Below are 12,316 nucleotides of genomic sequence, written 5' to 3'. Positions count from 1 at the left end.
CCAAAATTTATTTCGCATAATAATCATCTACATTCGCCTGGGTGACAACAGAGATTCCAGTGTCTACCCGCACGGGCAGCGGAGTGTTGTCTCCAGTGGAAGAAGGCGCAGGAGTCGTCAAATGATGATGCAGATGAAACAGATATTGAAGCGACCAATAGCCCATATTCCATGTTCCCTGGGCAATTGTTGCCGAGATTGTGCCACCACGAATCATATCCAATGTCGCTTTATTCGTATCAAAAGAAATGATTTTCAGCGGGTGGCTGTTTTTTTGACTCAGTACCGCTTCACCTACACCTGTTCCTCCCGTTGCTTCGGTCACAAAAATGCCCGCCAGTTTCGGATAAGCTTTCATCAGCCTTTGCGACTCATCCCGGGAGACCATCGCGTCTGCGCGGCCATCCGCTACTTCCACCACCTTCATGGCAGGATACTGCCGCTGTATGGTATCGCGAAAGCCACGCAAGCGTTCCTCATGATTTTGCTGACCGGGTAGCGTCAAAACAGCGACTTGACCTTCTCGTCCCAACAGCTCTGCCATTTTATCCGCAGCGGTCACGCCCGCCTTATAATTATCCGTGCCCAAAAAAGAATACGCCCGACTCCCCGGCGCTTCGGCATCAAATAGTACCACAGGAATGCCCGCATCCAGCGCCTTATTAATTACCGGAATCAGAGAGTGAGGATCAATCGCTGATATGGCAATCCCTGCGGGCTTACGAGCAATCGCCTGCTCAATAACGGTCGTCTGCTCCTGCGCATCATAACGGGTAGCTCCCCGATACTCCACAGTCACTCCCAAAGCATCTCCTGCATCCTCGAAACCCTTGAGCCCGCTTTTCCAATACTCCAAGCCAGACTGGAAGGTAATCATCATATAGGTTTCTCCGATGCTGCCTCGTAGCCCCTTATCTTCCCAAGTACCATTCAACGGGCCAGTTTGTTCATACCTGAACACATAGAGAGCAAAGGCCGCAATCAACAGCATATATACCAGCAGCGTTTTTTTCATCCTTCCTCTCCTTTTCCTGTGTGTATCCTTAAGTTATAAATTCACTTTAATTTATTCTGGTTTCACTTAGATTGTAAACGCAATCATATTAAATTGGAACTACTTCACTCTTCTTACTTTCAGGTGGCGTTAATCCTGCACTAATGTTTCTACGTTACAATACCTACAATTGTGCTAGGAAAAACATATGCGTATCTTGAGGAAAAGGAGTGATATGGATGAGCAAGCCGCGTATCGCGGAGTGGACAGAACTACGGGGCCTCGCCTACCTCGCTGTCGTGCTTCAGCATTGCATTGGCGAATATATTTATCGCAGCGACATCCAACAGCCAGATTCCGTTATGCTCGCGATGCTGTATCATTTGACACGTTTTGGCACACCGACGTTCGTTTTCCTGTCTGCGGCGCTGCTTTTTTATAATGGTAACAAACCGATTGGCTACCCTCGCTATATTGGCAGGCGGTTTCGAGATATTTATGTTCCTTTCCTCTGCTGGACGGTTATTTATTGGGTATGTACTCAAAACTGGTCAACGGCGCAGTGGGGAAATATTTATTTTTACAAAGGTATGTTCGAGGAAATGATCATCCCCGTCAGCGGATATCATCTATGGTTTGTAGTGATGATCTTTCAGTTTTATATTTTGTTTCCTTTATTTTCAAAAGCAGCCGGGCAGGTTCAAGTGTTTCTACGCCGTTACAGCACGAAAAGACGCAAACAGCTTGTTTTGGCTGTTATGCTGATTGCCGCTGTGGCTTACGCTTTGTTGTTACAATGGTCCTACTATGACATGTCTGCATGGAGCACTGGGTTGCCGTCCTTTTGGCAGACTCTGTTAGATTACCGCACTTATAACTTTGTTATGTATTTTTTCTATTTTATGCTGGGCGCAGTGTGCGCCTATATGACGGACACCTGGCGGGGATTGGCCCAACAGACGTTACCGTGGAATGTATTTGTCTTTATTGGTCTATTCATGCTTATGGGTCACACAATGCTGATCCAGTCGGGTGATACGATCAATCTCAATATTTCTACTTATTTGAAACCAAGCACCTTCGTGCTGATTGTCTCGCAGTTGCTTTTGTTGTATGGACTGCTGCTTCATTTGCAAAAAGATACGCGATCCGAGCCGTTTCGCCGTATGCTGAACTGGATCGGACGCTATTCCTTCGGAGGATATCTGGCCCATGCGCTCGTGCTGTCCTTCATATCCTACTACACCCGCCCGCTTGCACTGGGTGATCATCATTTTACAGCTACGCTCATTACGTTTGTCGTCGTGGCAAGTGTTTCTCTGGGCATCAGCTGGCTCTTTGCCCATCTGCCCGGCGGCAACTGGATTGTTGGCTCCAAAGGCAGACAGCGGTTGAACTGGCATTCGTTTCGTTTCCAGTTCCTTTCCTCTAAGCGCGCTTCCAAAAGCACGCAGGAGCTTGGCTAAACTTGTGCGTCTGTGTTTCAGCATGGGGTTATAAATCCAATGGACTTTGGCAGGGCTCTCTTATGGAGCTCTGCTTTTTTGTTGCCTTAGTATGCTGCCCCCAAAAAAGTGATTAACATTTTATGACATGAATATGTATTTTATTTTAAAATAAGTCATTATATAGAATAATAATAAACATTACGTGGGAGAAGTCACAGTTTTGCATAAAGAGAAAGGGGAGGATGGACTGAACATAACATCGTCGTTGTTAATGATCTGATCCAAAACATGGTGAGGCTGCTTTCTGGTCTGATACATACGGTTGTACTGATTAATCAGTTCATCCAAAAGCATAGACTGTTCAAGTACACAAGCATGTCCGAAGCCATACTCTGCGTAAAGATCATGCAAGTGTTGTCTGGCGTGTTCCATTTGTTGAATTAACGTTTCCGTTTTATCCCTGTTCATCCTGCATACCTCCTATTGAATCTTATTTTAAGGAGGGATGCCCAACTACTTAAGAACCTTTTTTGAATCAAAAAATTACAAAATAATACAAAAAAAGACCAGCAATAAGCTGGTCCAGGGTAATAAATTAGTGCTTGGTCAAGATCCACCAACGTGTCCTTGTGTTTGGATTGTGTCATGGCTTAGATTTCCAGCCTGGGCTGGTACTGTGAATACCAGTAAAAAGCTAGTTACCGTCAAGCAGAAAGCCATCCTTTTGATCATTTCTCTCCCACACCTCCTCATAAATAGATTGGAACTGAGCATGTGTTTCAGGAGCCGCATGTGTTTTGAAATGAGAAAATAGTCCAAAACAATTGGCAATAAGTAGTACGTGGTTAATTGTAACAGCTTTTTCAAAAGCGTTTATTAAACAATTGAAACCATATGGATATCTGCCTTTATTTAGGCTGTACTTAGCCATCTTGTACCAAAATCGCACGTATTCTTCAGGTAAAACTTGTTGTGTATACATGTCAGAAGATAACGGCTCCTGATACGCTGCAATTTGGGATTCAAAACGCTTAAGGATATGGTCTACATCTACATTGTACCGATTAGCCACTTCAATGACGTTTATTAATTCGGAAAAAATCTCTTTTTCGGCAGCCATATGTTCTACGTAATCCGGCAGAACACTGATGTCCCCGGACATAAGTCTATTGACGTACGTATTAATTTTCGCCCATTGCAGATACTGCTTCTTCCAATAGAGAGACTCGGAATCTTGTTCCTTCACCCAACTTAGATCGGCATAACCTCGAATATGTTCTAATGCCTGTTCATGATCGCCTTTTGCATCACAAGCATTAGCACACAGCAACTCGGAGTAAACTATGTATACAAACAGCGGCCTGCTTAGCCTTTTTCGCGGCTCTGTTCCTTTACGCTTGGAGTTATGAACCAAATTATATTGGATCTGTCCTAATTGACCCATCTGATGGGCAAATTCATACACCTTGTCCCACATACTTAATGATCTGTACACGTTCGCCAAATCTTTTAATGCATCTAATTGCTCTATCTCGTCTAAACGATCCACAAAAGGAGCAAATTCAATGGCAGCTTGAAGATTTACAGCTCTATCTTGTCCAATATTGATTTGGAACAAACGATACTGGCAGACCGCCAATCGCTCTGAATGCTGCTGCTTCTCACTTTCAGCCACCTTTTTGTAAAGGTATGCCGCTGCTTCGTTGTAACCGTCTTTGTATACATTTTCGGCAACTTCAAAGAGCGATGGCGGATAATTAGGATTATCCAATAACATAATTACAACTCGCTGCAAGCAGTCGAGTCGTCCTAGTTCAATGCATCGGTACAGAAAAGGGCTTATTTTTTTCCAGTTTAGCGGAGATTCTTCAATGCATTCTTCAATATAACGTTCGTAAAAATAATCCGGTGGTAAATTCATTCCCGCAGTAATACTATCCAGTTGATGAACAGAAATAGATCGGTTACCAGTCACAATGCTACTAACTGTACCTACATTCAAATCAATCGTATGACCAAACTTGGTCATCGTTAAGCCTTTTCGTTTCAGATAAGTTTGAATTTCTGCCTGTATCGTAGGTGTGATTTCCATGGACAAACCACCCTTTCAGCATTTTCATAGAATTTCAATTTCAATAAACAATGTAGTTTGGAAACTAATGGTATAATTATTGATTTTCTTTCACGATAATACCATCTTTTGGAACAAACATAAATGCTTTTACTTTATTGATTTTTATATTTTTTTTAGGAGATCATTGGATGTTGGACAATGGAAGGAGAAGATCACTTGAAAAATACAGGTATGACACGTCCCTTGGATACGTTAGGCCGGATTGTTATTCCTAAGGAGATGCGAACCTCTATGGGGATTCAAGCTGGTGAATCTTTAGAATTTTATTTGGATGTTGAAACAGGATTATTGAGCATGCGAAAGTATATAGGAGTCTGCTGTCATTTATGCTATTCGGTTCAGGATTTAAGCTATTTCAGGGGTTCATTTTTATGTAAAAAATGCATAAACGATCTGAAGGGAAACATAGGTGTGAGTCAAATGCCTGTTCCTGTTATTAAGGAACCTGCGTGCAAAGAAAAAAGTGTACATCGGTTGTCTTCACAATATTTGGTTGAGAAGCTAAGAAAACTCATGCGCGAGCATCCAAACGCCAAGCAAGGCGAATATGCTGAACGGCTCGGCGTATCCCAAGGCCGTATTTCCCAGCTTAAAAAGCTATTATAGGTATCGCTCAACTCATATTCTAGCAAAGCTAAATAACCAGTCGCTGGTTGATTTCGTGCGACTGGTTATTTCAACTTCTAAGCCTATATTTGCTGTAAATTATGGAATTAAACCTATCAAAGTGGTATATTGACTCAAAGCTAAAAACTAATGTTGAAGTAGGTGTATAAATGAAATCACACGTTTTAATTTATGATGGTTATGTGAGTTTTGAGATTATGCTAGCAACCTATTTTATGAAAACCAAAGGGGACATTGTTACGATTGGAGTAACCAAAGACCCTGTAATTTCCTATGAGGATTTTAAAGTTACGCCTTCGGTAGCCCTTGATGAAGTGTCTGCTGAGGATATTCAACTCCTAATTATACCTGGTGGAGATAACACTCTATTAAAGACGAACAAGCAACTTCTAGCTCTAATCAGTACACTAAATAATGATCATAAAGTGATAGCGACCATTTGTTCTGCCACTGAACTACTGGAGATAGCAGGTGTCTCCTATAAAAATCCTGTGAATCATCCAACGGGTCTGGAGATACACAAGAATATCATTACGGCTAAACCAAATCAGTATGTGGACTTTGCAATTGAAATAGGCAAGGTGATGAACATTTATACTGATGATGAAGATTTAAAAGAAACCATTGATTTTTTTAAGCTCTTTAAAGATAATTGACTCTTCTGCTCTCCCACAACAATCACTTTATGTATGGTGATATTTAGGATACTATAGTGAGGGAATTAGCATACATAAGAGGGGTAATCAAAATGAATGACAAATTAAAGGGGCTATTAGTGGGCTTAACCATTGGTATGATGATTACTGGTGCAACCGCAATGGCTGCATCTGGAACAAGCGTAAATGCTGTTGTGAAAAAGTTTGATGTATTTTTAGAGGGGACAAAAAAGAACACTGCCGATGGCTTGATTTACAACGGAAACACGTATATCTCTGTTAAAGATATTGGGATTGCAGAAAGCAGACAAATCAGCCTCATTGATAATAAACTGTATTTAGGTAAACAGCAAAAGATGATTACAGAAAATCAAGCACTCCATATTCTTTCTGATAAAATAAAAAAGGATGCTGTTAAATATAATTTAAACTTAATGGTTGAAGGTTTGGAAGGAACTAAATATTGTATAAGAGTTTACGAAGATTTCCCTGATCACATTGCAACTTATGGATTCTATTATGTAGATAAATACACCAGTAAAGTAACTAAATATGACATAGCACAAGATAAGGAAGTGGAAATTTAAGGATGGGTTTCCCCCATCCTTTTTTTATTGTCAAACGATCTACTCCTCGACTTATTCAAGAGCAGATATACCACGGTATCCCCGGCTAACGCTTCAATTGAGCTTCATTCGAAGCGCCGGACTTACGATCGAATGTAATCGGGCCTTTACGGTTCACAAGCCGTTTCAAGTCCACGGTCATTTCATTCTTCAACTTATCAATAAGCTGATCTTCTTGGATGCCTTTGCTTTTAGCAACCTCGGCCAACGACTTCCCTTGTCCCAGCTCTTTCTCTAACTGGACAGGAGTGATGCCCAGCAGCTTGGCTACTTTCTCGTTGAGATGGTGATTCAAACCCCCAGGCCTTTTGCCGTGCCTATGTCTGTGAACATGCCCGTGTTCGTCCTGTGGTTCAGCATTCCATTGGCGGGCTGCCCCTTGGATAGAGGCGTTGGAGGTGATTGCTTGCAACGAATTACCCGGTTCCGTCCCGGAAGCTCCAGCTGCACCCGCAGTGCCATACATCATCACTCCTCCATACAGGATAGCAGCGGTCAGTTTCCATTGTTTTTTCATGTTGCAGACCCTTCTTTCATCCTTTTTAAAATAATATTTTCTTTTCCCGCTATTTTTATTCATATTTTCGCCTGTTAAGTAACCATAAGACGGGAAAAAAGAAATTATGAACATTGCTATCACAATTACACCCAACCTTCGATCTACACGCGCTCCTTGGGAACCCTATCCTGTAGAGTGAGCAAGAATGAATAACTATACTTTCTACAATATAACTTGAAATTTTCCAAGTTATATATTAAGGAAAATATGATAAAATAAAATTGTAAACGTTTACATTTTTATTTTTGGAAAGACATGTTGCATTAAGCTACTACAGAATGCACTGCATCATAGTGAGGCTACAGGAGGAAAGTCCAATGAAACAAAAAAATAAGGTTATTTTTATGGACATCCAAACGCACGAGCAAAACCATATCGGTCAGCGAGCACTTCAAAAAGCGGGAATATATGGACAAGATGTATGAAGATTCACTTATTGTATAGGGATACCAAATCAGTCGGAGTGCCAATGTAACTAGTAATACAATTACGATTGGCGGCAATAATGGCACCAGAAACCAAGAGATCGAGCTCGTTGTAATAGCCGATGACGGGACATGGGATGCTTATATTAACTATTTGGAGATCGACTAAAATTTCAAATCTAGTAAAGAGTTGAATCGGTTCGGAGTATCGGAACATCCATACTATATTAAAATAGCTAGGAGGTAGACCCATGTTTATAGCTAAAGCAGGAAAATGGACGGCGATTATGTCAATCACCTTGTCTTTATTCACAGGCTCGCTGGTGATCTCGAGCAACCAGGCGCTTGCGGCTGATTGCTCGAGCGGTTATGTAGCGTTAACCTTCGACGATGGTCCCAATCCCTCTAACACCAAAGCGCTTCTTAGTGCTCTGAAGCAAAACGGTTTACGCGCGACGCTCTTTAATCTTGGACAAAACGCGCAGAATAATCCTTCGCTTGTACGTGACCAGCAAGCAGCAGGCATGTGGATCGGTAATCATTCATGGTCACATCCGCATATGACACAACTGAGCACATCGCAGATGTCATCGGAAATTACACGCACGCAGCAAACGATACAGTCCATTACTGGCACGGCACCAAAGTTGTTCCGTCCTCCGTATGGCGAGACCAACGCAACCCTCAAATCCATTGAGACCCAAAACGGTCTTACCGAAGTATTGTGGAACGTTGACTCCCAAGACTGGAACGGCGCCTCCACCGCACAGATCGTAGCTGCTGCGGGCAAACTTAAAAACGGCGATGTGATCCTGATGCATGATCAGTACCAGACTACACTCCAAGCTATTCCACAAATTGCACAGAACCTCAAAAATCGTAACCTTTGCTCTGGTATGATCTCACCAAGCAATGGCCGGGCGGTAGCGCCTGATGGCGGAAACGGCGAAACGCCGCCAAACAAAGGTACAAAAGTGGAAGCAGAGAATATGACCAAAGGCGGTCAGTATACTTCAAATATCAGCTCGCCGTTCAACGGAGTGGCTTTATACTCCAACAATGATTCAGTGAAATTCACACAGAATTTTACCAGCGGCACCCATAGTTTTTCACTCCGTGGTGCTTCAAATAATTCCAACATGGCCAAAGTTGATTTGAAAATTGGTGGACAAACGAAGGGTACCTTCTACTACGGCGGGAGCAGTCCTGCGGTCTATACTTTAAACAATGTCAGCCATGGAACCGGAAATCAAGAGATTGAGCTTGTTGTAACAGCCGATAATGGGACATGGGATGCTTATATTGACTATTTAGAGATCATCTAATTTAAAAAAAACAAAATCCCGGCGGGATCTTCCCAACCGGGATTTTTGTCGATATCCTTTTTACAACATTCTCAATGTAAAAATAACAAAATCTTGAAAATTGCAATCTGTTGTATAATGGCGGGTAACAACTAGAAGTCGCTATAAAAATATTCATAAGAGATGCAGGTGATGGCGATGGAATGGTATTTTGCATACAAAGACGAATTGGAAAAAGTATTTCGTCAAGCGGAGGAACGGACGTCCACGTTTCCAGCTCCCTTTCAGCAAGAGGGTTTGGACTATCTGGCGCGTTTTAATCCGTTGCGGGAAGACAGCACGCGTAATTACATATGCTATTTGCTTCCATTTTGGCTGCAAGAACTCACAGGACTGCCCCCCGAAACATGCCGCAGGCTGTCACTTGGCAACGTGTTCGTCATGGCTCACTATTTAATTCAAGACGATGTGATGGACACAGCAGCAGACAACCGTAAAACGCAACTCGCTTTAAGTCAACTATTCTATACCGAGTGTCTAAGCGTATATCGGGACCTTTTTCCGGCAACCTCTCCTTTTTGGTCATATGCCCGAACGTATGTTGATGAATGGGCCGTTAGTGTGATATCCGAAGGAACAGAGGACTATTTTCAAGGAGAAAAAAATAAGGTCGCGCTGAAAGCAAGTCCATTAAAAATGGCCGGAACGGGTGCTTTGCTGCTCGCAGGCCGTGCTGATCTGATTCAAAACATTACAAATATGACGGACTTGGCGCTACTCGTGCTTCAAATGTCGGATGATTGGGCGGATTGGTCAGAAGATTTGGTCGAACATAGCTATAACTGTCTTTTGTCCCATATCAGTGCCGAGCAAAAGACGGCTTACTGTGAAGGATTGGGACCCAAACAGATTCAGGAAGCGATTTATGTACGCGGTGCGCTTGCCAGCTATGTGAACATTGCCGATCAAGCAGTCCAACAGTTAGAGACCCTGGAGCCTTCTATCCACGGCCTACATAGCTTTGCACATTCTATCGCAGCTGAGCTGGGCGAAGTGGCGGCAGAAATTGAAGGCGGACGCTCGCATTTGAGAAGAGGCGGACTTGACTACTGGCTCTCCAAAAATATGAAATAATGCTAGATTTTTCTGAGTCCTTCGTGGTATACTGACTAGGTAAATATATCCAATTGAATGAGAGGGTGATTTTTGATGGCTACTGAAGTTCTTCAAACACAAGTCATTCAAAAAGCTTGGGAGGATGCCAGTTTCAGAGAGAAACTGATGACTGATCCCAAATCTGCAATTCGTGATGTGTTAGGAGTCGTGATCCCCGATCATATCCAAATCAAAACATTAGAAGAAACGCCTGATCAGTTTTTTCTGGTAATCCCTCCAGACCCCTCCGGCGTGCTCGCTGCATCCCAGAAACCTCGCTCAATGTGGTAGAATGGTTGTTAATGCTTATTTAATCTAGATTCCTTAACCTCATAGGGGTGGGCTCAGCAAGCTTCCCTCCGTTTTCTCCGAACGCAAAAAAGCCGGATATTATCCGGCTACGGGGAAGCGGATGGTCGCTTCTGTTCCCACCCCTTTTGCACTTGTAAAAGTTATTTTTCCATTCATCGTTTCAATAATCCGAAAAGTCACCATCATTCCTAAACCTGTGCCTTTTGTCTTATTCGAAAAATAAGGCTCACCTAGTCTGGATAAAGTCTGAGCATCCATCCCTTCACCATTATCCCGAATATGAATGACAGCTTCTCCGTTATCCACATAAGCCCATATATGAATAAGCCCCTGGTCTCGCAGCGCTTCAATACTGTTTTTGATGATATTGATGAACGCCTGCTTGAACTTGGAGGAATTCCCGCGTACTTTGATTTCCTGGGGAATATCCAGCGAAATTTTTCCACCTTGCAAATTAGCCATTGGACTGATGATTCCTTCAATATGCTTGAATTCGTCCAATATGGTCAACGTTTTGGTTTGGTCAAATTCTGGCTTGGCAAAGGTCAGAAAATCAGTAATAATCGCGGAAGCTCGATCCAGCTCCTCCAGAGCGATATGTAGATAGTCTTTGTTCTTACCATCCTCCTGCTTGCTCATCAACTGAAGAAATCCACGTGTAACTTGAAGGGGATTACGTACCTCATGAGCTACAGATGCAGCCAGATCGCTAATAATCTCCATTTTCTCCGAACGTTGAAGCTCATTATTGAACATTTCCAGTTCTCTGGAATACCGAACCACCTGCTTGTGCTTTTCTGCCAGTCTTCTGCCCAAAATCGCGATCAACGCCAGTACAAAACCGAACACGCCCCATTTCCACAAAAACATATTGTAGTGTCCGTCCAGAATGAAAAACCAGCTCAGTTCCCCGATAGAGATGACTGCAAAAAATGCAAAGCCTGTCGATAAGATGATCGCTTCGTGATCACCCTTAAGTGCCATGCGAACCGAAGCAAATACCAGCAGTATCATTAAGGCGACGAGTAATATACCCAGAATGACTACACTAAAAAAATAATATATGTTGTTCAACCGCTCCTGTGCTCCTAAATTCACAATCATCATGGTAAAGCAGAACAAAGAGTAGGCGGTTAACAACTTTCTGAATTTGCGAATCAGTATAATCGAATTGATGTTTTGCTCAAAAAAGAAGGCTAATGAGGGCAGCAGAATAAATAGTGCCACATCAAAAAGTTGTAAGTACAGCTTGCCATAGCCGCGATAGAATGTATACAAGAATGGTGAATACGTTACGATCATCAGACCAATAGACAATACAATCGCACTTAGAGACAGCCACATGGCCATACTCGGACGGAACAGAAAAAACGAGCAGATCAGCAGCACCAGGGCGATAAAGATAAACGTACTGCCCAGTACAATATCTAAAACATCCATTCTGACCAAGGTCCCCAACAAATCACGATAATCACCGGTCATCACATTACCGATGATGCCCAGTCTTTTCTTACTGCTTTCCGTCCATATGTATAATGTTTTACCGCTGTCTTCCGGCTTCAGCGGAATCAGAATACGATTATTCTCATAATTGTACCCACGGTAGGATTCGTAAAAATTGGTTCCATCCTTATACAGCGTAATATGCCTACCATAAATATTTTCAAAAAGGATCGCTGGCGTTTCATCATTTAGCGAAGGTAACTTAATACGAATCCAGGCGGAGCCTATATTGCCAGGCTGCCTAAGCAGTTGTGTATCATTTTCAATATGCATCCAGATCTTGCTGGGATCCTTTACCTCATCTAAAGAGCCATCCTCGTCTACCTCTCCCCATCTCATATCCCAGGAGGGTATTTTATAATCCCCTTCCGGGGTTATTTTGGCCGCATAGGCGGAGTGACCCAGCGACAACAGCATCACAATGACCGCTAGCAGGGCGGCGACAGCTTTGGGCACATGCCTCATATTAAGCACCTCAAAGTTACATAGTAGGATTTACAAGTTTGTATACGTTTTAACATTTTTTACGTCCTGAAATTATATTATTCTATACGATGATGTGCATACCTTCTT

12 protein-coding genes and 1 pseudogene are annotated in these 12,316 nt (G+C 42.6%); 8 read left to right on the top strand and 5 right to left on the bottom strand.

Annotated features, from left to right (window positions below; genetic code table 11):
• Nucleotides 1–7 precede the first annotated feature (7 nt).
• Complete coding sequence (locus MKY75_RS05465) at nucleotides 8–1,015, bottom strand: substrate-binding domain-containing protein (RefSeq protein ID WP_165144527.1); 1,008 nt, start codon at nucleotides 1,013–1,015, stop codon at nucleotides 8–10.
• Between the two features lie 218 nt (nucleotides 1,016–1,233).
• Between MKY75_RS05465 and MKY75_RS05460 the strand changes: the two genes are divergently transcribed.
• Nucleotides 1,234–2,460, top strand: coding sequence for an acyltransferase (locus MKY75_RS05460; protein ID WP_340884581.1), 1,227 nt, complete (start codon nucleotides 1,234–1,236; stop codon nucleotides 2,458–2,460).
• Between the two features lie 180 nt (nucleotides 2,461–2,640).
• On the opposite strand, the gene MKY75_RS05455 is transcribed toward MKY75_RS05460, so the two are convergent.
• Both MKY75_RS05455 and MKY75_RS05450 read right to left on the bottom strand, forming a co-directional pair.
• Entirely contained in the window at nucleotides 2,641–2,910 is a 270-nt protein-coding gene (locus MKY75_RS05455) for an aspartyl-phosphate phosphatase Spo0E family protein (RefSeq protein ID WP_141695431.1), read from the bottom strand.
• Nucleotides 2,911–3,136: 226 nt separating this feature from the next.
• On the bottom strand, nucleotides 3,137–4,534 hold the full coding sequence (locus MKY75_RS05450; RefSeq protein WP_318627019.1) for a helix-turn-helix domain-containing protein: 1,398 nt from the start codon (nucleotides 4,532–4,534) through the stop codon (nucleotides 3,137–3,139).
• 198 nt (nucleotides 4,535–4,732) lie between these two features.
• Between MKY75_RS05450 and MKY75_RS05445 the strand changes: the two genes are divergently transcribed.
• The 3 genes from MKY75_RS05445 (at nucleotide 4,733) to MKY75_RS05435 (ending at nucleotide 6,446) form a co-directional block, all read left to right on the top strand.
• Entirely contained in the window at nucleotides 4,733–5,182 is a 450-nt protein-coding gene (locus tag MKY75_RS05445; RefSeq protein ID WP_445671525.1) for an AbrB/MazE/SpoVT family DNA-binding domain-containing protein, read from the top strand.
• A gap of 170 nt (nucleotides 5,183–5,352) precedes the next feature.
• Nucleotides 5,353–5,859 (top strand): DJ-1/PfpI family protein, encoded by a 507-nt coding sequence (locus MKY75_RS05440; RefSeq protein ID WP_069010368.1) that lies wholly within the window; start codon nucleotides 5,353–5,355, stop codon nucleotides 5,857–5,859.
• 92 nt (nucleotides 5,860–5,951) lie between these two features.
• A complete protein-coding gene (locus MKY75_RS05435; RefSeq protein ID WP_029516121.1) occupies nucleotides 5,952–6,446 on the top strand; it encodes a hypothetical protein in 495 nt (164 codons plus the stop codon).
• An 85-nt stretch (nucleotides 6,447–6,531) separates the two neighbouring features.
• Here the strand turns inward: MKY75_RS05435 and MKY75_RS05430 are convergent, their stop codons facing one another.
• Nucleotides 6,532–7,002 (bottom strand): hypothetical protein, encoded by a 471-nt coding sequence (locus tag MKY75_RS05430; RefSeq protein ID WP_029516120.1) that lies wholly within the window; start codon nucleotides 7,000–7,002, stop codon nucleotides 6,532–6,534.
• 393 nt (nucleotides 7,003–7,395) lie between these two features.
• Here MKY75_RS05430 and MKY75_RS25560 point away from each other — a divergent pair.
• The 4 genes and pseudogenes from MKY75_RS25560 to MKY75_RS05410 form a co-directional block, all read left to right on the top strand.
• Nucleotides 7,396–7,551: pseudogene (locus MKY75_RS25560) on the top strand (glycoside hydrolase family 11 protein); the annotation flags it as partial.
• Between the two features lie 169 nt (nucleotides 7,552–7,720).
• On the top strand, nucleotides 7,721–8,794 hold the full coding sequence (locus MKY75_RS05420; RefSeq protein ID WP_039269442.1) for a polysaccharide deacetylase family protein: 1,074 nt from the start codon (nucleotides 7,721–7,723) through the stop codon (nucleotides 8,792–8,794).
• A gap of 177 nt (nucleotides 8,795–8,971) precedes the next feature.
• Complete coding sequence (locus MKY75_RS05415; protein ID WP_029516118.1) at nucleotides 8,972–9,907, top strand: hypothetical protein; 936 nt, start codon at nucleotides 8,972–8,974, stop codon at nucleotides 9,905–9,907.
• A gap of 75 nt (nucleotides 9,908–9,982) precedes the next feature.
• A complete protein-coding gene (locus MKY75_RS05410) occupies nucleotides 9,983–10,219 on the top strand; it encodes an NHLP leader peptide family RiPP precursor (protein ID WP_013309068.1) in 237 nt (78 codons plus the stop codon).
• Between the two features lie 99 nt (nucleotides 10,220–10,318).
• Here MKY75_RS05410 and MKY75_RS05405 read toward each other — a convergent pair whose 3' ends face one another.
• Complete coding sequence (locus MKY75_RS05405) at nucleotides 10,319–12,208, bottom strand: ATP-binding protein (RefSeq protein WP_340884579.1); 1,890 nt, start codon at nucleotides 12,206–12,208, stop codon at nucleotides 10,319–10,321.
• Nucleotides 12,209–12,316 lie beyond the last annotated feature (108 nt).

The sequence above is a fragment of the Paenibacillus sp. FSL L8-0663 genome (assembly GCF_038008125.1).
GTDB classification, from domain to species: domain Bacteria; phylum Bacillota; class Bacilli; order Paenibacillales; family Paenibacillaceae; genus Paenibacillus; species Paenibacillus polymyxa_D.
This window is presented reverse-complemented; position numbering and strand designations above follow the sequence as displayed.